The organism is Sphingomonas sp. 3P27F8 (assembly GCF_005502745.1).
In the GTDB taxonomy this organism is placed as follows: domain Bacteria; phylum Pseudomonadota; class Alphaproteobacteria; order Sphingomonadales; family Sphingomonadaceae; genus Sphingomonas.
In genome coordinates, this window is record NZ_SCNL01000006.1 from 151312 (window position 1) to 174446 (window position 23135).

Genomic DNA, 23135 nt, shown 5'->3' on the forward strand with positions numbered 1-23135 from the left:
GGCTGCCCTCGACGGCCGGTCCCGGTTGCCGCTTCACCGCCTGTCAGCAGGCCGCCGGCCTGTCCGATGTGCAGCCGTTCCAGTTGCCGCCGATAGCCTGCACCAATGCGATCGCGGACGTCTGCTGATTGACGACCGCCTGAATCTGCGTTTGCTGCGCGCTCAGCGCGGTCGTCTGCGCGACGATCACCTGCCCGTAATCCACGATGCCGCCGAGATACTGGTTGGTGATCGTCCGCTCCGCCTTCACCGCCGCCGTGGCGGCCTCGGCGCGGCTGCGCGTCACGTCGGCGAGCACGCGCACGCCCGCGAGATTGTCTTCCACCTGCTGGAAGGCGGTAAGCGCCGTCTGGCGGTAGGTCGCGACCGCCTGATCATATTGCGCGCGTGCCTGAAGCACCTGTCCACGCCGCGCACCGAAATCGAGCAGCGTCATCAATCCGTTCAGCCCGAACGACCACAGGCTGGTGGCTGCCGAGAACAGCTGGTTCACGGCGCTCCCGCTCGTCCCCGCATTGCCCGTCAGCGTGACGGTCGGGAAATAGGCGCTGCGCTGGATGCCGATATTGGCATTGGCCGCCGCCACCCGGCGCTCCGCCGCCGCCACGTCCGGCCGCCGCTGTAGCAGGGTCGAGGGCACGACGCCCGGCACGGCGGGCACGACGGGTTGCCATGCGACGGCGGGGATCGAGAAGGTGGATGGATTTTCTCCGACCAGCACGGCGATCGCATGTTCGAGCACCGCGCGCTGCTGATCCAGCGTCTGGCGCGAGGCGAGCGCATTGCTGAGCGTCGTCTGCGCCTGATAAACGTTCGAGCTGGCGACGGTGCCGGCCTTGTACTGATTCGTCGTGATGGTCAGCGCGCGCCGATAATCCTTGATCGTCGCGTCGAGCAGCACCCGCTGCGCGTCGATCCCGCGCAGATCGACATAGTTGGTCGCCACCTCCCCCTGTGCCGACAAGGTGGCGTTGGCGAGATCACCTGCGGTGGCCTGCGCCGTCGCCTTCGCCTGCGATACGGCGTTGCCAAGCCTGCCCCACAGATCCGGCTCCCAGCTTCCCCCGATGCTCAGCGAAAAGCGCGAGCCGGAAGTGGTGACGGTGCCGCCCGTACCGAGATTGGATGCGGTGCCGCCGGAAAAGGCGCCCGAATGCTGCCCGCTGGCGGAGCCGGTGATCGTCGGGAACAAGGCCGAACGCTGCACCAGCACCAGCGCGCGCGCCGCCTCATAAGCCGCGCGGGAGGCGGCGACATTCTGATTGGTGACTTCCACCTTGCGCTCCAGCGCGTCGAGCGCCGGATCGTTGAACAAATTCCACCACGCGCCGCGCGGGGCGGCGTCGCCGGGATTCGCGGCCGCCCAGCCCGGCGCTTCCTTGAACGATGACGGGATCGCGACCGTCGTGGGCGGACGATAGGCCGGAGCGAGATTGCACCCCGCGAGGAGCAGGGCCGGAACGACAGGCAGGACGCGCTTCATGCGGGGGCTCCGGGAGCAAGCGGAATGTCGCCGTGACGCGCCAGTGCGCGCTCCTGCGCGCCGTTGCGGCGCCGGAAGCGATCGAGGGCCAGATAGACGACAGGGGTGGTCAACAGGGTGATGAGCTGGCTGGCGACCAGCCCGCCGAAGATCGCGATGCCGAGCGGGCGGCGCAGCTCCGCGCCATCGCCGAATCCGATCGCCAGCGGCAGCGCGCCCAGCGCCGCCGCCAGCGTCGTCATCAGGATCGGGCGAAACCGCAGAAGCGAGGCCTCGCGCACCGCCGCCAGCGGCGCCAGGCCCCGGCCGCGCTCCGCTTCCAGCGCAAAATCGATAATCATGATCGCATTCTTTTTCACGATGCCGATCAGCAGGATGATGCCGATCAGCGCTATCACGTCGAACTGCCCGCCGGTCACGATCAGCGCGATCATCGCGCCCACCCCGGCGGACGGCAGCGTGGAAAGCGCCGTCAACGGATGGATCGCGCTTTCATAGAGGATTCCGAGCACGATGTAGATCGCGAGCAGCGCGGCGACGATCAGCAGCGGCATCGATCCGGTCGATTGCGCGAACACCTTGGCGGTGCCGCCGAACTCGCCATGCACGGTTGCTGGCAATGCGAGCCCCCCCTGAACCTGCGCGATCAGTTGCGACGCCTGTCCGAGCGACACGCCGGGCGGAAGGTTGAACGAAACGGTTGCGGATGGCTCGCCATCTGAATGGCTGACGGCCGCGTTGGTGGAGCCGGTCGACCAGGTCGCGATGGCCGATAGCGGCGCCATCGTGCGTGCCGCCGTGCTCACCGCGCTGCCGCCAGCCACCGCAGATCCCCCCGCCCCGGTGCCACCGGCGCCGGGCGTGGTGGCGGTCGTGCTCGCGGTCGCCGTCGTGGCACTCGTGTTATTGGCGGCAGCGCTGGTGCCATCAGCGGCGGTGGGCGCCTGCGCGACCGGCGTTGCCGGAGCCGCAGCGTTCACCGGGGGGGTGAGCGGCAGATAGATATTGGCCAGCGACGCGGGCGATCCGTTGAACTGGCGCGCCGCCTCCATCACGACATGATACTGGTTCAGCCCGGAGTAGATATTCGCCACCTGTCGCTGGCCGAACGCGTCGTAAAGCGTCGCATCGATCGCCTGCATCGTCACGCCGAGCCGGGCGGCCGCGTCGCGATCCACCTCGACAAAGGCGTTGGCGCCCGCATCCTGCTGATCGATATCCACGTCGGTGATGAGATCAGGGTGCTTCTTCAGCGCATCGACCAGCTTCTGCCCGGCCGCCTTGAGCACATCGGGGTCGTCGGCCTTCAGCGTATATTGATAGGTGCTGTTGGTCTGTCGCCCGCCGACCATCAGATCCTGCACCGGATTGAGGAACAGGCTCACCCCGCTCACCCGCGCCAGCTTCGGGCGGAGCCGCGCGATCACGTCCTGCACCGGGGGGCGCTGGTCGCGCGGCTTGAGCGTTGCGAACATGAAGCCGCCGCCCGCGCGCGATCCGCCCGTGAAGGCCACCACCGTCGCCACCGCCGGATCGCTTTTCACGATCCGGGTGATACGCGTCAGCTTGTCCTGCATGTCGGTGAACGAGATGCTTTGATCGGCGCGCAGCCCGCCCATCAGGCCGCCGGTATCCTGTTGCGGAAAGAACCCCTTCGGCGCGACGGCGATGAGATAGACGTTGAGCGCCACCGTGCCCGCCAGCAGCAGCAGCACCGCCCCGCGATTGGCGAGCGCCCAGTCGAGCGAGCGTTCGTAGCGCGCCTGTGCCCAGTCGAAGCCATGCCGCGCCCAGCGCATCACCCGGGCCTCGCTCTCCTCGTTACGCAGCACGCGCGAGGCGAGCATCGGCGTAGTGGTGAGCGACACCACGAGGCTTATCATCACCGCGATCGACATGGTGAGCGCGAATTCGCGAAACAGCCGCCCGACCAGCCCGCCCATGAAGATCAGCGGAACGAACACGGCGATCAGGCTGAGCGAGATCGACAGCACCGTGAAGCCCACCTCGCGCGCGCCAGTGAGCGCGGCGTCGAACGGCTTCATCCCCGCCTCGATATGGCGGCTGATATTTTCCACAACCACGATCGCATCGTCCACGACGAAGCCGGTCGCGACCGTCAGCGCCATCAGCGAGAGATTGTCGAGCGTGAAACCGGCGAGATACATCACGCCGATCGTGCCGAGCAGCGAGGCGATCACTGCCGCCGCCGGGATCAGCGTCGCGCGCCAGCTTCGCAGAAACAGGCTGACCACCAGCACCACCAGCAGCGTCGCGATCAGCAGGGTCACCTCCACCTCGCGCAGCGAGGCCCGGATCGTGAGCGTGCGGTCGCTGGCCACATCGAGGTGGATATCCGATGGCACGGCGGCGCGCAGCGCGGGAAGCTGCGCCTTCAGCGCATCCACCACCTGCACGATATTGGCGCCCGGCTGCCGGCTGATGATGACCGGCACCGCGCGCTTGCCGTTGAACAGGCCCATCGTGCGGATATCTTCCGGCCCGTCCTCGACGCTGGCGATATCGGAGAGGCGCACCGCCGCGCCGTTGCGCCATGCGATCACCGTGCCGCGATAATCCGCCGCGTGCAGGCCCGGCTGGTTGGAATAGACCTGCCAGCTCATGCCGCGCGCATCGAGCACGCCGCGCGGGCGGTTCGCGCTTTCGGATTGCAGCGCGGTGCGCACATCCTCCAGCGCGATGCCATATTGCGACAGCGCGAGCGGGTTCACCTCGATACGCACGGACGGCAGCGCCGCACCGCCCAGCTCGACATTGCCAACGCCCTGCACCTGAAGCAGCTTCTGCTGCACCACCGTGGAAACCGCGTCGTAGATTTCGGACGGGCTACGCGTGGGCGATGTCAGGGCGAGGATCAGGATCGGCGCTTCCGCCGGGTTCGCCTTGCGATAGCTGGGATTGGTCTTGAGCGTGGCGGGAAGATCCGCGCGCGAGGCGTTGATCGCCGCCTGCACGTCGCGCGCCGCCCCGTCGATATCGCGCGAAAGATCGAATTGCAGCGTGATCGACGACGATCCGACGCCTGAACGCGATGTCATCTCCGAAACCCCGGCGATCGTGCCGAGATGCCGTTCGAGCGGCGCGGCGACGCTGGAGGCCATCGTCGAGGGGCTCGCGCCGGGCAGGCTCGCCTGCACCTGGATCGTCGGCAGATCCACCGCCGGCAGCGGTGCCACCGGCAACATGAAGAAAGCGCCGATTCCCGCCAGCATGATGCCGATGGTGAGGAGGATCGTTCCCACCGGCCGCCGGATGAAAGGCGCGGAAATGTTCACGCGGGCAATGTCTCGCGGGATGGACGGCGGCGAATGCGCCAGCCGCGCTCGCGCCATTCCTCCAGCCCCAGGAAGATCACAGGGGTGGTGAACAGCGTGAGCACCTGGCTGAAGATCAGCCCGCCCGCGATCGCGATGCCGAGCGGCTGACGCAGCTCATGCCCCATGCCCCCGCCGAAGATCAGCGGGATCGCCGCAAACAGCGCCGCGAACGTCGTCATCATGATCGGGCGGAAACGCAACAGCGCCGCCTGCCGGATCGCGTGCTGCGCATCGGCGCCATGCTCGCGCATCGCGTCCAGCGCGAAATCGATCATCATGATCGCATTCTTCTTCACGATGCCGATCAGCAGCACGATGCCGATGATCCCGATCACGCCAAGCCCCGATCCCGTCAGCCACAGAAACAGCAACGCACCGATGCCTGCCGAGGGCAGGGTGGAAAGGATGGTGATCGGGTGGACGAAGCTCTCATAGAGCACGCCCAGCACGATATAGACCACCACGATCGCCGCCAGGATCAGCCACAGCTCGTTCGAGAGGGAGGATTTGAACGCGCTCGCAGCGCCGGTGAAGTTGGTGGAAAGCGCACTCGGCAGGTTGATCTGCTGCTCGGCGTTTTCGATCGCCGTGACCGCGCTGCCCAGCGACACGCCGGGGGCCAGATCGAAGCCGATCGTCGCTGCCGGGAACTGCGCCTCGCGCGCTACCACCAGCGGCGCTGCGGCGGTGCGGATCGTCGCGACGGCGGACAGCGGAACGCTGGTCCCGCCCGACAGCGGGATCCGCAGATCGCCCAGCGCCTGCGGATCGGTCACGCTGCCCGGCTGCGCCTCCAGGATGACGCGGTTCTGGCTGGACTGCGTGTAGATCGTCGAAACGATGCGCTGGCCGAATGCGTCGTACAGCGCGTTGTCGATCGCGAGCGCGCTCAGCCCCAGCCGCCCGGCGGTATCGCGGTTGATGTCCACCACCACCGCGCTGCCGTTCGCCAGCACGTTAGAGGTGACGTTGCGCAGATGGCGGTCGTTCTTGAGCGCGGCGGCGAGCTTCGCGCCCCATTCGTCCACCTGCGCCTCGTCCGCGCCCTGAAGCGAGAAACGATAGGCATTGACGCCGGTGGAGGTGTCGATCGTCAGATCCTGCACCGGGCGAAAGTAGGTGCGCACCCCCGCCACTCCCCCCGCCGCCTTTTCCAGCGAGGAGATCACATCGCCCAGATTTCCGCGATCCCCTTGCGCCTTGAGGTTCACCACCATCCGCCCCTGCGACAGCGTGCTGTTCTGCCCGTCCACCCCGACCGCCGAACTGAGGCTCTCGACCGCCGGATCGGCGAGCAGCGCGCGCGCCACCTGCTGCTGGAGACCGGCCATCCGCGCGTAGCCGATATCCTGCGCCGCACTCGTCGTAACCGCGATCTGGCCGGTATCCTGCTCGGGAAACAGGTTTTTCGGGATGACGTAGAACAGGATCGCGGTGATGACGAGCGTGCCCGCGAACACGAGCATCGTCAGCGTGCCGCGCAGCATCACCCAGTCGAGCGCGCTCGCATAGCGGTTCGCCAGCCGGTCGAACCAGTCGCGGGTCACCTGCGAGACGCGATATTGCCGCTCCTCATGCTCCGGCTTCAGCCAGCGCGCGGAAAGCATCGGCACCAGCGTGAGCGCCACCACCGCCGAAAGGAGGATAGTCACCGCCAGCGTCACCGCGAATTCGCGGAACAGGCGGCCGACCACATCGCCCATGAACAACAGCGGGATCAGCACCGCGATCAGGCTGACGGTAAGCGAGATGATCGTGAAGCCGATCTCGCTCGCGCCCTTCAGCGCCGCCTCGAACGGACGCATCCCTTCCTCGATATGGCGCGCGATATTCTCCAGCACCACGATCGCGTCATCGACGACGAAGCCCGATGCGATCGTCAGCGACATCAAGGTGAGGTTGTTGATCGAAAAGCCGAGGAAATACATCGCCGCGAACGCGCCGACCAGCGACAGCGGCACGGAGATGCTGGCGATCACCGTCGCGCGCAGCGATCCCAGGAACAGGAAGATCACCAGCGTCACCAGCAGCACCGCAAGCACCAGTTCCAGCTTCACGTCCGCCACGGAAGAGCGGATGCCGGTGGTGCGATCGGTGAGCACCGTCACATGAACGTCGGCGGGAAGCTGGGCCTCCAGATCGGGGAGCGCGGCCTGGATCGCATCGACCGTGCCGATCACGTTCGCGCCCGGCTGGCGCTGAACGTCGATCACCACCGCGGGCTTGCCGTTCATCCACGCGCCGAGCCGCACGTTCTCGGTCGCCTGCACGACCTTGGCGACATCGGACAGGCGCACCGGCGCGCCATTGGCGAAAGCGATGACGAGGCTGCTGTAGCTCGCCGCATCGGCAAGCTGATCGTTGGCATCGATCGTCCAGCTCTTGGTCGGCCCGTCGAAACTGCCCTTCGCCGCGTTCGCGTTGGCATTGCCGATCGCGGTGCGGATCGTTTCCAGCGACAGCCCGCGCGCGGCGAGCGCGGCGACATTCGCCTGGATGCGCACCGCCGGGCGCTGGCCGCCGGACATGGAAACGAGGCCGACACCGGAAACCTGCGCGATCTTGTTCGAGAACTGCCGCTCGACGATCCCCTGCACTTCGCCCAGCGGGCGCGTGGCAGACGTGACGCCGAGCGACAGGATCGGCGCGTCTGCCGGATTGACCTTGGCATAGATCGGCGGCGCGGGCAGATCGGCGGGCAGCAGCGTGTTCGCCGCATTGATCGCCGCCTGCACCTCCTGCTCCGCGATATCGAGCGACAGGTCGAGCCGGAATTGCAGCGTGATGACCGACGCGCCGGAGGAGGATGTGGACGTCATCCGCGTCAGCCCCGGCATCTGGCCGAACTGCCGCTCCAGCGGAGAGGTGACGGTCAGCGCCATCACGTCCGGGCTGGCGCCGGGATAGAGGGTGGAGACCTGTATCGTGGGGTAGTCGACCTCGGGCAACGCGGAGAGCGGTAGCGAGCGATAGGCGACGAGCCCCGCAAGCAGGATGGCCACCATCAGCAGCGTCGTCGCGACCGGACGCATGATGAACGCGCGCGATGGCCCGCCGGGGGCCTCCCGCGGCGCAGGCGCGGCGGACGCGGCCCTATCGGTCATCCGGCCTGGTTGCCCTGGCCGCGATGCTGCCGCCCCTGCCCCGCGCCCGAGCCGCCACGCCTGCCGCCCGCGCCGGGGCCGCCCTTGTCGCCGGGCAGGCGCACGGCCGAGCCGTCCTCAAGCCCGTCCGCCCCCTCTGTCACCACCGTCGCGCCCGCCTGCAACCCGGATAGGATCGCGACCTTGCCATTGCTGCTGGCGCCGATCTTCACCGGCACCAGCTTCACCGTGCGGTCCTTCTGCAGCACGAACACGAAGTCGCCGGGCGCGCCGTGCCGCACCGCGCCGACCGGCACCGTGACGACGTCGCGCAGCGTGTTCACCAGCATCGATATGTTGACGAACTGGTTTGGGAACAGCGCGTTGCCGCCATTGTCGAAGCGCGCCTTCGCCTTCACCGTGCCCGTGGTGGTGTCCACCTGATTGTCGAACGTCAGGAAACGGCCGCTGGCGAGACTGTGATTGTCGTTCTGGTCGCGCGCGTCGACCGGCAGGCCGGCGCCGCTGCCGGCGGCGTGTCCGATCGTCGAGAGCTGTGTCTGCGGGAGCGAGAACCCGACGTCGATCGGATCGAGCTGCGTCACCACGACGATGCCGTTGGTGTCCGACGGCGTCAGGTAATTGCCGATATCGACCTGGCGGATGCCGGCGCGGCCGGTGATCGGGGATTTGACGGAGGTATAGTTGAGGTTGAGCTCCGCGGTGCCGATCGCGGCGCGATCAGCGGCGACAGTGCCGGTCAGCTGGCGAACGGTGGCCCGCTGGGTATCGACCTGCTGGGCGGCGATCGAATCCTGCTTCAACAGCGTCTCGTATCGATTGAGATCGACCTGCGCGCCGGCAAGCTGCGCCTGATCGCGCGCCAGGTTGGCCTTCGCCTGCGCCAGCGCCAGCTGGTATGGGCGCGCATCGATCTGCGCCAGCACCTGCCCCTGACGCACCATCTGCCCGTCCTTGAAGAACAGCTTGAACAAGGTGCCGGCGAGCTGGGCGCGCACCGTCGCGGTGACGATCGGCTGCACGGTGCCGAGGGCGGTGACGCTGACCGGGATGTCCGTCAGCGTCGCCTTGCCGACCGATACCGCCGCCGCCGGGCGCCCGCCGCTGCGGTTGCCGCCGCTCTTGGCGATGCGATTCGCGCCGAACGCGATCAGCGCGAGGACCGCGACGATCACGGCGACGATCAGCCACGTCCGGCGACGCGGCGGCTGTTCATAGGCCTGCGTTTGAGACGCGGGGAGCGGATCGTGTTCGTCGACCATGCGCGTCCTTCGTTCCTGTTCTTCGGCGGCGGCTGTTGGCTGTCGCACAACACCGGATATGCCGCCTTTGTGCCTTCGCCTTTCGTGATCCTTACGTTTGCCCGTCCGCGTCAAGCCGTAATTCGTCGATCACGTCGCGAAATGCCTGGCCGGTCGGCGATAGCGACGCGCCATGGATCAGCCACAGCCGGCTGGCGATCGGCGCCATCAGCCGGCGATAAACCACATTCTCCAGATGCAGCCGCTCCAGCGACCGTGCGAGGATCGTCGCGCCGAAGCCCGCCGCCACCAGCCCGAGCAGGGTGGCGAAGCTGCTCGCCTCATGCGCGATATCCGGCTCGAACCCCGCCTCGTGGCACAGGCGGAAGAAATGCTCGTTGAAGCCGGCGCCCAGCGGGGAGGCATAGAGCACGAGAGGCACGCCCGCGAGGTCCGCGATCGTGGGATCTTCCGCGCGATCTGCCAGCGGATGACCGGCGCGCATCGCCACCACCATATCCTCGTTGACGATGCAGCGCGCGTCGGTGCCGGGCGGCAACACGGGAGGTTCCGCACTACGCACCAGCACGATATCCAGCCCGCCGCGTCGCAATTCCTCGATCTGCTCGTCACGGCCGAGTTCGCGCAGCGTCAGCTCGACATCGGGATGCGTCTCGCGGAAGCGGTACAGCGCAGAGGCGACGAGCGGGGTAAACGGCCCGGAGGATGTGAAACCGACCTGCAGCCGTCCAAGCTCGCCGCGGCGTGCAAGCCGCGCCGTCTCGATCGCGTGATCGGCCTGCGCCAGCGTCTGCCGCGCCTCCGGCAGGAACAGTTCGCCCGCCTCGGTCAGCCGAACCCGCCGGCTGGTGCGATCGAACAGGCGCACGCCCAGCTCATCCTCCAGCGCGCGGATCTGCTGGCTGAGCGGGGGCTGGGAGATGCCGAGCCGCTGCGCCGCCCGCCCGAAATGCATCTCCTCCGCCACGCACAGGAAATATCGCAGGTGGCGCAGGTCCATCGATCAAGTCTCACAACGTATCAATCGAGCCATATTATATATTAGACGCGACCCAACCAAGAGCGCATTGGCGCGCCTCGGTGAACGAACGCTGCTGTCCGACCGGGCGGGCAGGCGCGGCGTTCGCCGTTTTTCGGGGAGAGGCGTTTTATCCGCCGGTCGGCGTCAGGCCGATACGGCGCATGCGAGAGTTTTGAATGATCGGCATCGTCAGGATCGCGCTCACCCGGCCGCTGACCTTCATCGTGATGGCCATATTGATCGCGATCGTCGGCACGATGGCGGCATTTCGCACGCCGGTGGACATTTTCCCGAATATCAGGGTGCCGGTGATCGCGGTGGCGTGGACGTATTCCGGCCTTGCGCCGGAGGATATGTCGAACCGCATCATCACCTCCTACGAACGCACGCTGACGACCACGGTCAACGATATCGAGCACATCGAAAGCCAGTCGCTTCAGGGCATCGGCGTGGTGAAAATCTATTTCCAGCCCGGCGCCGATATCCGCACCGCGACCGCGCAGGTAACGTCGATCTCCCAATCGGTGCTGAGACAGCTTCCACCGGGCACCACGCCGCCGCTGATCCTGAACTACAGCGCCTCCACCGTGCCGATCCTGCAACTCGCCCTGTCGGGCAAGGGGCTGTCCGAGCAGCAATTGTTCGATATGGGGCAGAACCAGATCCGCCCCCAGCTCGTCACCGTCCCCGGCCTGGCGATGCCCTATCCTTCCGGCGGCAAGCAGCGGCAGGTGCAGATCGATCTCGATCCGCTGGCGCTGCAATCGAAAGGGCTGTCTGCGCAGGACGTCGCCAACGCGGTCGCGGCGCAGAACCAGATCAACCCGGCAGGCTTCGTCAAGATCGGGCCGACGCAATATAGCGTGCGGCTCAACAACGCGCCCAGCTCCATCGACGCGCTGAACGACCTGCCGGTGAAGGTCGTCAACGGCGCCACGATCTATATGCGGGACGTGGCCCACGTCCGCGACGGCAACGGCCCGCAGACCAATATCGTGCACGTCGAGGGCAAGCGTTCGGTGCTGCTCACGATCCTGAAGAACGGCACCACCTCGACGCTGGCGATCGTCGAGGGGACGAAGCAGGCGCTGCCGCGTATCGCCGCGACGTTGCCCGATACGCTGAAGATCCTGCCGATCGGCGATCAGTCGATCTTCGTGAAGGGCGCGGTGAAGGGCGTCGTGCAGGAAGGCGCGATCGCGGCCGGCCTGACCAGCCTGATGATCCTGCTGTTCCTCGGATCGTGGCGATCGACGATCATCATCGCGATCTCGATCCCGCTCGCGATCCTGGCCGCGATCGCGGCGCTGGCGGCGTTTGGTCAGACGCTGAACGTGATGACGCTTGGCGGGCTGGCGCTGGCGGTCGGCATTCTCGTGGACGACGCCACGGTGACGATCGAAAGCATCGAATGGCATCTCGAACAGGGCAAGGGCGTCACGGAGGCGATCATGGACGGCGCGGCGCAGATCGTCACGCCGGCGTTCGTTTCGCTGCTATGCATCTGTATCGTGTTCGTGCCGATGTTCTTCCTGCCGGGCGTCGCGGGTTTCCTGTTCGTGCCGATGGCGCTGTCCGTCGTCTTTTCGATGATCGCCTCGTTCATCCTTTCCCGCACGCTCGTGCCGACGATGGCGATGTTCCTTCTGAAGCCGCACCGGATGGGCGAGGACGCGCATCTCGCCGGCAACGCGCGCTCGCGCAATCCGCTGGTGCGTTTCCAGCGCGGGTTCGAGCATCAATTCTCTCGCGCGCGCGCCGCTTATGGCGGGATGCTCGGACGGGCGCTGGGCGCGCGCAAGCCGTTCCTGATCGGCTTTCTCGCGATAGTGCTGGTGTCGTTCGGGCTGTTCCCGTGGCTGGGCAGCAATTTCTTCCCCAGTGTCGATTCGGGGCAGATCGCGATGCATGTGCGCATGCCGATGGGCATGCGGATCGAGGATACCGCCGCCGGTTTCGATCGCATCGGCCGCGCGATGCGAGAGGTGATCCCGGCGGACGAACTCGGCTCGATCGCGGACAATATCGGCCTGCCGGTCAGTTCGCTCAACACCGTCTATAACAACAGCGGCACGATCGGCCCTCAGGACGGCGATATCCTCGTCACGCTGAAGGACGGGCATCGGCCGACCGATGCGATCGTCGCCACGCTGCGGCGGGAGCTGCCGCGCCGGTTCCCCGGCGTCACCTTTTCGTTCCTGCCCGCCGACATCACCAGCCAGATCCTGAATTTCGGCGCGCCCGCGCCGATCGACGTGCAGGTTTCGGGCAAGGATCTGGCCGCCAACCGCGCCTATGCGGCGAAGCTGCTCGCGAAGATGGCGACGATTCCCGGGCTGGCGGATGCGCGCATCCAGCAGCCGGGTCGCTCGCCCCAGCTCGACGTGGACGTCGATCGCTCGCGCATCGGCCAATATGGGCTGAACGAACGTGACGTCACCAACAGTCTTTCCGCCTCGCTCGCGGGCACGGCTCAGTCTGCGCCGGTGTTCTTCGTCGATCCGAAATCGGGCGTTTCCTATCCGGTAATCGCGCAGGCGCCCGAATATCTGGTCGGGTCGATGAGCGATCTTGGCAACGTGCCCATCTCGGGCGCCGCCGGCAGCGCCGTGCAGCAATTGGGCGGGCTGGCGGATATCCGTCGGTCGAATACGCTGCCGGTCGTGTCGCATTACAATATCCAGCCGGTCGTCGATATCTACGCCTCGATCCAGGGGCGCGATCTCGGCGCGATCTCTGGCGACGTGCAGCGTGCGATCAAGTCGCTGGAGAAGGAGCTGCCGAAAGGCGCGCTGGTCACGGTGCGCGGGCAATATGCGACGATGAACACCGCTTTCTCTGGCCTCGGCTTCGGGCTCGCCGGGGCGATCGTGCTGATCTATCTGCTGATCGTGGTGAACTTCCAGAGCTGGCTCGATCCGTTCGTCATCATCACCGCGCTTCCCGCGGCACTCGCCGGGATCGTGTGGATGCTGTTCACCACCGGCACCACGCTGTCGGTGCCGGCATTGACGGGCGCGATCATGTGCATGGGGGTTGCGACGGCCAATTCGATCCTCGTCATCAGCTTTGCGCGCGAGCGGCTGGATGCGCTGGGCGATGCGACGCAGGCGGCGCTGGAGGCGGGGATGGTCCGCTTCCGCCCGGTGCTGATGACGGCGCTCGCCATGATTATCGGCATGGGGCCGATGGCGCTCGGCCTCGGCGACGGCGGGGAGCAGAACGCCCCGCTCGGCCGCGCCGTGATCGGCGGTTTGCTCTTTGCCACGATCGCCACGCTGTTCTTCGTACCCACCGTCTTCGCGCTCGCGCATCGAAAGCGCGCGGGCGCGACCCGGCAACCCACCGTCGAGATGCACCCCGCCCATGGCTGATATGTCCGATACGCCCCCGCCGCCCGCCGCCGGCCCCAGCCCGCGCACCCTGAAGCGCGTCGGCATCGTCGCCGCTATTACCGCAGTAGCAATAGCCGCCACCGGCATCGCCAGCCGGATAAGCGCTACGGGGGACCTGAAGCAGGTTTCGAGCAACGCGGCTATTCCCACGGTCGCGATCGTTCGCCCGGCGCGCGGCGGGGAGGGGGCGGCGCTGGTGCTGCCGGGCAACGTGCAGGCGCTCAACAGCGCGGCGATCTATGCGCGGACCAACGGCTACGTCCGCCGCTGGCTGGCAGATATCGGGGATCACGTGCACGCCGGCCAGCCGCTAGCGATCCTCGACGCCCCGGAGGTCGACCAGCAACTCGCCCAGGCGAGTGCGGATTATCAGACCGCCCTCGCCAACCAGAAGCTCGCCGCCACTACGGCGCAACGGTGGAATACGATGCTGGCGAAAGACGCGGTATCGCGGCAGGAGACAGACGAGAAGGCGGGCGATCTCGCCGCCAAGTCAGCACTCGCCAATGCCGCGCTCGCCAACGTCCGCCGGTTGCGCGCATTACAAGGCTTCACCCGCCTGTATGCGCCGTTCAACGGCGTAGTGACGAGCCGTGCCGCACAGATCGGGCAGCTCGTCGTCGCGGGCAACGCCGCATCGCAGGCGCTGTTCACTGTATCGGACGCCAGCCGCGTGCGTGTATTCGTGCGGGTGCCGCAGGGTGCGTCGGCGGCAGTCCATCCAGGAATGACGGCGACCCTTTCACTGCCCGAATACCCCCGCCGCAGCTTCCCCGCGACGATGACCCGCAGCGCGCAGGCGGTGGACGCGCAATCTGGCGCTGTGCTGGTGGAACTTCAGGCGCCTAACCCAGACGGCGCGCTCAAGCCGGGCGCGTTCGCGCAGGTTTCGTTCAGCACCGGCCCCGGCAGTGGCAACACGCTGAGCCTGCCAGGCAGCACGATCATCTATGGCAATGATGGGCCGACGGTCGCCACGGTGGATGCGCGCGGGCGCGTGACGGTGAAGCCCGTCACCATCGCACGCGACGAGGGCAAGACGGTGACGATCGCACAGGGCGTGGCCGCCTCCGATCGCGTGGTTGATACGCCGCCGGATGCGATCCGCACCGGGGATCACGTGCGTGTGCAGGGCGCCGGCCATGCCGTGTAAGCAGTTGCACGCCAAGGCGCCGCTGCTGCTGCTGTCGCTGGCCGGTTGCTCGATGGCTCCGGCCTATCGCCCGCCGGCGATCGCTACGCCCGCCGCCTATAAGGAAGTGCCGGGCTGGGCCGCGGCAAACCCGCAGGATATCGCGCCACGCGGCGACTGGTGGATCGCGTTCAACGATCCCGTGCTCAACGATCTGGAAACGCGCGCCATCCAGGCCGCGCCCTCGCTGGCGGCGGCGCTGGCACGATACGACGCGGCCCGCGCAGCGGCGCGAGTCAGCACCGCCGATCTGTTCCCCACGATCGGTGCCGAAGGGCAGGCAGGACGGCAGCGGCTTTCGGCAAACCGCCCGCTCGGCAACAGCACCGCGCAAACCTACGACAACTATGTCGTCGGCGCGTCCCTCGATTACGAGATCGACCTGTGGGGGCGCGTACGCAACAACGTGAAGGCAGCGCGCGCCGATGCACAGGCCAGCGCGGGCGATCTCGCATCGGCGCGGCTCAGCCTGCAAGCATCGGTCGCGGATGCCTATGCGCGGCTGCGCGGGCTCGATACCGAAGCCGATCTGCTGCGCCGCTCGGTCGACGCGTTCACACGCGCTTATGACCTGACCGCGACACGCCACGACGGCGGCATCGCCTCGGGCGTAGACGTTAACCGCGCCCGCACGGTGCTGGCCAACGCGCGGGCGCAGATTTCGGCGGTCGCCAACCAGCGCGCGGCGACGGAGCATGAGATCGCCGCGCTGATCGGCGTTGTCGCTTCCGACTTTGCGATTACGCCGCATATCCAGCAGCCGGGCGCCTTCGCCGTCCCGGCCGCAGCGCCATCGACGCTGCTCGAAAGGCGGCCCGACATCGCGGCGGCCGAGCGGCGGATGTATGGTGCGAACGCCCGAATCGGTGTGGCGCGCGCGGCCTGGTTTCCGTCGCTCTCGCTCGGACTTTCCGGCGGATGGCAGACAATCGGACCGTCGCTGCTTTCCACGCCCAGCACCTTCTGGGGGCTTGGGCCGCTGTCGGCGGTGGCGACTTTGTTCGACGGGGGCCGCCGAAGCGCGCAAATCAAGCTCTCGCGCGCGCAATATGACGAAGCCGCGGCGAATTATCGGGATACCGTGCTTGCCGCGTTCCGCCAGGTGGAGGATGCGCTCGCCGCGACCCGCCACCTGGCGACCCAGGCGGTGGAGCAGCGCGACGCCGCTAACGCAGCGCAGCGCACCAGCGATCTGGCACTGACCCGCTATCACGACGGCGCCGCCGACTATCTGGAGGTCGTCACCGCGCAGACCGAAGCGCTCGATTCCGAGCGGGCGCTGATCGCGGTCGAAACCAGCCGGATGCGCGCCAGCATCGCGTTGGTGAAGGCGCTGGGCGGCGCGCCGGTCGCCTGACGTTACGATTCTCGCGGTTTCGCTGCCGGAGCCGCTTCGTCGCCCCACCCACCGCCAAGCGAGAGGAACAGTTGCGCTTGCGCATCAGCCAGCGATGCCTGTGCCGCTGCCAGCGTAACCTCGGCGTTGGCTAGCGTCGCCTGCGCGCTCAGCAGGCTGAGAAAATCGCCGCGGCCGAAGCGGAACAGCTTGTTCGCCTGCGCGGTCGCGACCGCGGCGCTGTCACGCGCACGGCGGAGCGCAGCGACCTGATCGCGCCCGCGCGCAAAGGCGGATAGCGCCGTCTCAACGTCGCGCAGCGCGCCCAGCACCGTGCCATCGAACATGGCCAGCGCCGCATCGGCATTGGCGCCGGCCTGCGCGATCTGCGCACGGGCGATCCGGCGGTTCGGAAAGCTCCAGCTTAACAGGGGGCCGAGGCTGAAATTGAGGTCCTGATGCTCGCCCAGCGCGCTCAACGGGCCGGTATAACCGATCGAACCGCCGATGCTGATCTGTGGATAGAGCGCCGCGGTGGCAACGCCGACCCTCGCGGTGGCAGCGGCCAGCCGTCGCTCGGCCGCGCGTATATCCGGCCGGCGGCGCAGCAACGCCGCTCCGTCGCCGACGGGGAGCGGCCCGACGATCGCGGGGAGCACGGCGCAACGTTCGACAGTTCGGGAATAGTCGGCAGGTGGCTTTCCGGTTAGCGCGGCGAGTTGATAGAGCGCGGCCTGCCGCGCGGCGACCAACGCCGGGACGAGCGCTTCGCTCTGCTCCATCGCTGCGCGGGCACGCGTCGTATCGAAGGCGGTGCCGCGGCCGCCCTTTTGCAACCGTTGCGTCGCGCCAAACGTCTGCCGCTGGATGCCGATCACGCGCGTCGCCGCCGCGATGCGCATATTCGCGGCGCAGACGGCAAGATAGGCGCGCGTCGCAGTGGCCGCGACCGTTACGCGGACCTGATCGCGCACCGCCGCGACCGCCTCCGCATCGGCGCGCGACGCTTCGATCGTGCGGCGGATGCGGCCTGCCAGATCCAGTGGCAATGCGCCTCCGATCGTCGCGCTGTAGGTCGCCTCTCCCGTCGGGGGCAGTTCGGTCGCGTAGGGCCGTGCCAGCGCCACGCCCGCATCGATCGACGTTTGCACGGTGCGCCCGGCAAGCGCCTGATCGACCACGGCGGTCGCGGCGCGCAGGTTCGCGTCGGCGAGGCGCAGATCGGTGTTGGCCGCGAGCGCGTCCGTCACCACGATATCGAGCGCGGGATCGCGATAGAGCCGCCACCAGCGATCGGGCAGCGGTGCATCTGCGAACGCCGGATCGTGTGCGGCGTCGAATTTGCCCTGTGCCGCGGGCGCGTCGACGACCGCACGATCCGGCCGGTGATAGTCCGGCCCCGCGACGCAGCCAGTCAACAATGCCGCAATCGCAAGTGCGCGTCGTTTCACGTCTTCGGCTCCGTATGCGGCACGATCGTGACAGTCGCCGAGCGACCCGAGACGAGACGCAAATCGGCGGGCACCTTGTCCAGCCTGATCCGAACCGGAATGCGCTGCGCCAGTCGCACCCAGTTGAAGGTCGGATTCACATTGGGCAGCAGGTTGCCGGTGTTGGTGAGTTCGCTGTCGCTGATCCCGGCGGAAATACTCTCGACATGGCCCCATACCATGCGATCGTCGCCCATCAGCTTGATGTGCGCCTTGTCACCGACGCGGATGCTGCCGAGTTTGGTCTCTTCGAAATAGGCCTCGACACGCAGGCTTTCACGATCGATCAGCGCCATTGCCTGCTGGCCCGCCGCGACGAAATCGCCGCGGTGCAGATCAAGATTGGTCACCGTACCCGCGACGGACGCCTTGATGTTGGTGCGGGCAAGATTGAGGCGCGCGCCATCTGCCTGCGCCTCGGCCTGGGCGAGCGCGGCCTGCGCGGTCGCGACATGTGCGACATTCTGCTCATGCACCTCCGTCGCGACGAGATTGCCGAGCGCTAGATCGCGATTCACCTCGCGCCGCGCCTGCCCAAGCGTCGCGCGCGCGGACTGGATCGCGGCATTAGCCTGTTCAAGCGCCAACGCATAACGCGGACGATCGACGACGAACAGCAGGTCACCGGGATTGACCTGCTGATTGTCTCGCACACGTACTTCGGTGACGAGTCCGCCGACATCAGGCGTGACGCGCACCACATCGGCACGCACCCGCCCGTCGCGGGTCCAGGGATCTACCTCGTACCGCCGCCACAACCACAACGCGATCAATGTCGCGATCGCCACCAGTACGAGCGTCGCGGCGAGACGACCTAAGGGGGCGAAGTAGCGGTTCATGGCAGCGGTGCATCCGGTACGAAGAGAATAACGAGCAGGCCTAGCACGATGACGTAAAGCGCCACGTCAACGAGCGGGCGATAGGCGATCAAACGATACGCGCCGATCAACCCGAGCAAACGCGTCAGCACCGCAGTTAACACCAGCGCCGCGATCGCCAGCAGAAGCAGGCCCGGCATATAGACGCCGGCGATGCTGATCTCGCCGCTCATGCCGCCGCCATCGCGCAATATGCCGGGGCAGCCGGAAACAGATTGCGTCGCAAGCCGGTCAGCGCGAGCACGGCGCGGCGTCGCACATCACCGTCTTCGGCATGGGAGAACACCTGCATCGCCTGATCGATTCCCTCCAGCAGCGCAGGATCATCGCGGGGTGGCTGATCGAGCCGCCGTTCGGCATAGTGACGCGCAACGCCGCGCAGCACCGGCGTGATCAACGCCGCCGACGCGCCACCCGCATCGATCCGCAGATCGCGAAGCTGGCCGACCGTAACACCAACGCGCAGATCCTGCAGCGCATCGAGCATCGGGCGGCCGGAATCCTCTCCGATCGCTGCTAGCCGGGGCGCGAGCAGGCCAATCCGGTCGAGCATCTTGCTCACCCATCCGGTGACGTCGGGGCGGCCCGGCAGGTCGCTGCGCCGTGCAAGATCCCGCCAGCCGGCAACGATGATGCGCGCTGCGCTGCGCTCCGCGCCGACGACCTGAAACAGCCCCACGGTCACTGCGGCGAACCCCGTCCCGATGATCTGCGCCAGAGATCCGTTGGCAAAGGCGGCGAAATCGGCGGCGTAATGGTCGTTCAAGCCAACGATATTGATGAAGCCAAGTATAACCCCGGTGGTGACGAGCGATGCTTTCGGCATCGTCTGAAAGGTCCCTACCAGCAACAGCACCGGCGCCAGCACGGCCACCAGCGTGACGAAATCCGTGACCCGGGGCAGCACCGCGAAGGCATAGATCGCAGCCAGCCCGACGCCAATGATCGTGCCCCACAGGAACGATAGGATCATCGGGCGCGGATCGTCGCTCGCGCCGAACAGCGCACAGGCGACGCCAGATATCAGTACCGCGCCGGCGCCATCGGCCCAGCCAGTGCCGATCCAGAAGGCCGAGCCGATCAGGATCGTCGCCGTCGTGCCCAGCGCCGCTCTCAGTGCGGCCGGGCGATCGCGGTGAAAGGTGCGGCGTGTCGTCTGCGCAAGCATTTCGGTGACGACCGGGCTTATCGCGCGCCGGCTGGGCGAACGCATCTGGTCCCGCAGATCGCGCACCGCATGATGCGCGTCGATCAGCTCTGCCGCGCGCCCCGCGAAGCTCAGCAGCAATGCGTCTTTCCATTGCAGCGGCGCGGCGGCGGTCGGTTCGAGAGCGCGAGCTTCGGCGACAAGCGCTGACGTGATCTCCGCGCGCGCACGTACGTCCTGGGGCGGCATCGTGAGCCAAGCGCTGATGCGGCCGATCAGCGCCTCGGCGGCGTCGGGCAGCGCCCCGATCGCGCGCAGCTGAGCGATGCGGTCCTCAGTCGCGCTTGCCAGCGGCAGGATCAGCGACAATTGATCCTGAAACGCCCGCACCGTGCGCACGCGCGGCAGGAAGCGCGCGGTGTCGAACGGCAGATGTATGGAAAGCTGATGCAGTTCGTTGATGTCGAGCACCAGCCGCCGCCGATCCCTGTCGAGCGATCCGTCTTGCGCCTCGCCCAGCGCGTCACGGGTCCAGCGTTCGACATCGCCGAGGATCGCATCGATCCGAGTTACCAACTGGCGCGTCACGGTCTGCGGCAGGATCACCGCGTGCACCAAGCTTCCGCAAACGATACCGAGCGAAATCTCCTGCACGCGCAGAATTGCGGTGGTGAAGATCGCGCCGGGCGCTTCAACGCTCGGAAAGCCGATGATGCTTGCGGTGTAGCCGGCGAGCAGAAAAAGATAGCTGCGCGGCGTGCGGTCCTGAAGCGCGATATAGAGGCAAAGGCCTAGCCACAACGCGAGCCCAAGCGAAAGCAATTCGGGCGCGTTGACCAGATTGGGCACCAGCACCACCGCCGCAACGGCGCCCAGCACCGTGCCGATCAGCCGGAACACCGCCTTGGATACAGCGGCGCCCGCGAGCGGCTGCGCGACGATATAGGCGGTGGCGACCGCCCAGTAAGGCCGTGTCAGCCCAATCCGCAGCGCGATCCAATACGCGAGCATCGCGCCCACAAAGCATTTTACCGAGAAGAGTGCGGCATTGAGGCCCCAACGCTGGGTCAAGACACAGCCCCCGTCATGGCGATCGCGATGACGATCACGATTTCGGAAACCAGCGACAAACGCAACCTCGAACGGATAACGACAGTGACTCTGTCACGCTTCCGGTTAGTCAAAATGACAGCGACGAGCGAGCCGTTTTTTGCACCGCACAATTCACGATGGTGCTGGGATCGAGCACATCCGCCTCTTGCGCGGCGGCGTGCGAAGGCTCACCCATGCCGCCATGCCCGTAATGGGCGAATCTTTTCGAGGATAGGTTTGATGGCAACCCGTTTTCTTTTTGCATCGATGCTGCTCGCCAGCGCCGCCGGCATCGCCGCTCCGGCGCTGGCGCAGGGCGGCAATCCGTTCGCCGCGCCCAGCACGCTGCCGTTCCAGGCGCCGCGTTTCGACATCATCAAGGACGGCGATTATCAGCCGGCGTTCGAAGCGGCGATGAAGGATCATCTGGCGGAGATCGCCAAGATCGCCGACAATCCCGCCGCACCGACCTTCGACAACACAATAACCGCGCTGGAGAAATCTGGCCGGATGCTGGACCGCGTGAGCCTCGCGTTTTTTGGCGTGGTGGGCGCCAACACAAACGAAACGCTCGACAAGGTGCAGGAAGCCGTCGCGCCGAAACTGTCGCAGCATCAGGACGCGATCAACCTGAACCCCAGGCTTTTCGCACGCGTGAAGACGCTGTGGGACAAGCGTGCCGCGCTGAAGCTGACGGGCGAACAGGCGCAAGTCCTGAAGGTCTATTATGACGGGTTCGTTCACGCGGGCGCGCAATTGTCGGCGGCCGATCAGACGACGCTCAAGGATTACAACACCCGTCTCGCCAGCCTGGAAACGAGCTTCCAGCAGAAGCTGCTGGCCGCCGCGAAGGCCGGTGCGCTGGTCGTGGACGACAAGGCGAAGCTCGCCGGGCTGGACGAAGGCGCGATCGGCGCGGCGGCCGCCGCCGCCAAGGGCCGCAACCTCGACGGCAAGTGGCTGATCCCGCTCCAGAACACCACGCAGCAGCCGAGCCTCGAGGACATGACCGATCGCGCGACGCGCGAGGCGCTGTTTATGAACGGCTGGACGCGCACCGAAAAGGGCGACGCCAACGATACCCGTCCGCTGATCCAGCAGATCGCTCAGCTCCGCGCCGAAAAGGCGAAGCTTCTCGGCTATCCCAACTGGGCGGCCTACACGCTATACGATCAGATGGCGCGCACGCCCGAGGCGGCATCCGCCTTCATGCGTCAGCTCGCCGCCGCCACTGCTCCGGCACAGAGGCGCGACGCAGCCGAATTGCAGGCGCAGATCAATGCTACCGGCGGCAAATTCCAGCTAAAGCCGTGGGACTGGGATCATTATGCCGCGCAGGTGCGCAAGGCGAAGTACGATCTCGATCAGAACGAGATCAAGCCGTATTTCGAGCTGACCCGCGTGCTGGAGGACGGGGTTTTCTACGCTGCCAACCAGCTTTACGGCCTGACGTTCAAGAAGCGCAGCGACATTCCCGTCTATCAGCCTGACGTCACCGTTTACACCGTTTACGACAAGGACGGGTCCGAACTCGGCCTGATGTATTTCGATTATTTCAAGCGCGACAACAAGAATGGCGGCGCGTGGATGTCGAACTTCGTCAATCAGTCCAAGCTGCTCGGCACCAAGCCGGTGGTATATAACGTCGCCAACCTGCCAAAGCCCGCCGCCGGTCAGCCTGCGCTCATCAGCTCGGACGACGTGACGACGATGTTCCATGAGTTCGGCCACGCGCTGCATGGCTTGTTCGCGAACCAGACCTATCCGGCGGTATCGGGCACGAATGTAGCGCGCGATTTCGTGGAGTTCCCGTCGCAGTTCAACGAGCATTGGGCGTGGGATCCCAAGGTGCTCGCGAACTACGCCAAGGATTATCGCACCGGAAAGCCGATGCCCGCCGCGCTGGTGGACAAGATCAAGAAAGCGGCCAACTTCAACCAGGGCTATGCACTGGGCGAGGTGATCGCCGCCGCGATGCTCGATATCGACTGGCATTCGTTGCCTGCGGGATCACCCAAGCAGGATGTCGACCAATTCGAGGCGAAATCGCTCGCCGCGACCGGGCTCGACACCACGGATGTGCCGCCGCGCTATCGCAGCAGCTATTTCCTGCACATCTGGTCGAACGGCTATTCGGCCGGATATTATGCGTATCTGTGGACGCAAATGCTGGAGCATGACGCCTTTCACTGGTTCAAGGACCATGGCGGCCTCACCCGTGAGAACGGCCAGCGGTTCCGCGACATGGTTCTCAGCAAGGGCCATACCGAGGATTATGGCCCGATGTTCAAGGCATTCTACGGCAAGGACCCTGATGTAGGCCCGATGCTGGAAGAACACGGCCTGACGATGCCTGCCAAGTAAGCCGCCGCATACGAAAAAGGGGCCGCCGGCAAT

The 23135-nt window shown here is 66.5% G+C and carries 13 protein-coding genes; 4 read left to right on the forward strand and 9 right to left on the reverse strand.

What is annotated here, in order from left to right; all coding sequences use genetic code 11:
* Positions 1-43 precede the first annotated feature (43 nt).
* The 5 genes from FFS35_RS09270 to FFS35_RS09290 form a co-directional block, all read right to left on the reverse strand.
* A complete protein-coding gene (locus FFS35_RS09270; RefSeq protein WP_137786804.1) occupies positions 44-1483 on the reverse strand; it encodes an efflux transporter outer membrane subunit in 1440 nt (479 codons plus the stop codon).
* Positions 1480-4779, reverse strand: a complete 3300-nt coding sequence (locus tag FFS35_RS09275; protein WP_137786805.1) for an efflux RND transporter permease subunit — start codon at positions 4777-4779, stop codon at positions 1480-1482. Before FFS35_RS09275 ends, FFS35_RS09270 begins: the two co-directional genes overlap by 4 nt.
* The gene (locus tag FFS35_RS09280) at positions 4776-7925 is read right to left on the reverse strand and encodes an efflux RND transporter permease subunit (RefSeq protein ID WP_137786806.1); all 3150 of its coding nucleotides are present in this window, start codon (positions 7923-7925) and stop codon (positions 4776-4778) included. The genes FFS35_RS09275 and FFS35_RS09280 overlap by 4 nt, the downstream gene beginning before the upstream one ends.
* Positions 7922-9187, reverse strand: coding sequence for an efflux RND transporter periplasmic adaptor subunit (locus tag FFS35_RS09285; RefSeq protein WP_137786807.1), 1266 nt, complete (start codon positions 9185-9187; stop codon positions 7922-7924). Before FFS35_RS09285 ends, FFS35_RS09280 begins: the two co-directional genes overlap by 4 nt.
* Positions 9188-9278: 91 nt before the next feature.
* Entirely contained in the window at positions 9279-10187 is a 909-nt protein-coding gene (locus FFS35_RS09290) for a LysR substrate-binding domain-containing protein (protein ID WP_137786808.1), read from the reverse strand.
* A gap of 197 nt (positions 10188-10384) precedes the next feature.
* Between FFS35_RS09290 and FFS35_RS09295 the strand changes: the two genes are divergently transcribed.
* From FFS35_RS09295 to FFS35_RS09305, 3 genes are read left to right on the forward strand one after another with little or no spacing between them, the layout of a single operon-like run.
* Entirely contained in the window at positions 10385-13582 is a 3198-nt protein-coding gene (locus tag FFS35_RS09295) for an efflux RND transporter permease subunit (protein WP_137786809.1), read from the forward strand.
* Complete coding sequence (locus FFS35_RS09300) at positions 13575-14756, forward strand: efflux RND transporter periplasmic adaptor subunit (RefSeq protein WP_137786810.1); 1182 nt, start codon at positions 13575-13577, stop codon at positions 14754-14756. Before FFS35_RS09295 ends, FFS35_RS09300 begins: the two co-directional genes overlap by 8 nt.
* Positions 14746-16152 (forward strand): efflux transporter outer membrane subunit, encoded by a 1407-nt coding sequence (locus FFS35_RS09305; RefSeq protein WP_137786811.1) that lies wholly within the window; start codon positions 14746-14748, stop codon positions 16150-16152. Before FFS35_RS09300 ends, FFS35_RS09305 begins: the two co-directional genes overlap by 11 nt.
* 2 nt (positions 16153-16154) lie before the next feature.
* On the opposite strand, the gene FFS35_RS09310 is transcribed toward FFS35_RS09305, so the two are convergent.
* Genes FFS35_RS09310 through FFS35_RS09325 form a run of 4 tightly spaced genes read right to left on the reverse strand, consistent with a single transcriptional unit; the run spans position 16155 to position 20717 of the window.
* On the reverse strand, positions 16155-17582 hold the full coding sequence (locus FFS35_RS09310) for a TolC family protein (RefSeq protein ID WP_249341545.1): 1428 nt from the start codon (positions 17580-17582) through the stop codon (positions 16155-16157).
* A complete protein-coding gene (locus FFS35_RS09315; protein WP_137786812.1) occupies positions 17579-18460 on the reverse strand; it encodes an efflux RND transporter periplasmic adaptor subunit in 882 nt (293 codons plus the stop codon). Before FFS35_RS09315 ends, FFS35_RS09310 begins: the two co-directional genes overlap by 4 nt.
* Complete coding sequence (locus tag FFS35_RS09320) at positions 18457-18672, reverse strand: DUF1656 domain-containing protein (RefSeq protein WP_137786813.1); 216 nt, start codon at positions 18670-18672, stop codon at positions 18457-18459. Before FFS35_RS09320 ends, FFS35_RS09315 begins: the two co-directional genes overlap by 4 nt.
* Positions 18669-20717, reverse strand: a complete 2049-nt coding sequence (locus tag FFS35_RS09325; protein ID WP_137786814.1) for an FUSC family protein — start codon at positions 20715-20717, stop codon at positions 18669-18671. Before FFS35_RS09325 ends, FFS35_RS09320 begins: the two co-directional genes overlap by 4 nt.
* A 261-nt stretch (positions 20718-20978) precedes the next feature.
* Between FFS35_RS09325 and FFS35_RS09330 the strand changes: the two genes are divergently transcribed.
* Complete coding sequence (locus FFS35_RS09330) at positions 20979-23102, forward strand: M3 family metallopeptidase (protein ID WP_137786815.1); 2124 nt, start codon at positions 20979-20981, stop codon at positions 23100-23102.
* The last annotated feature ends 33 nt before the right edge of the window (positions 23103-23135 follow it).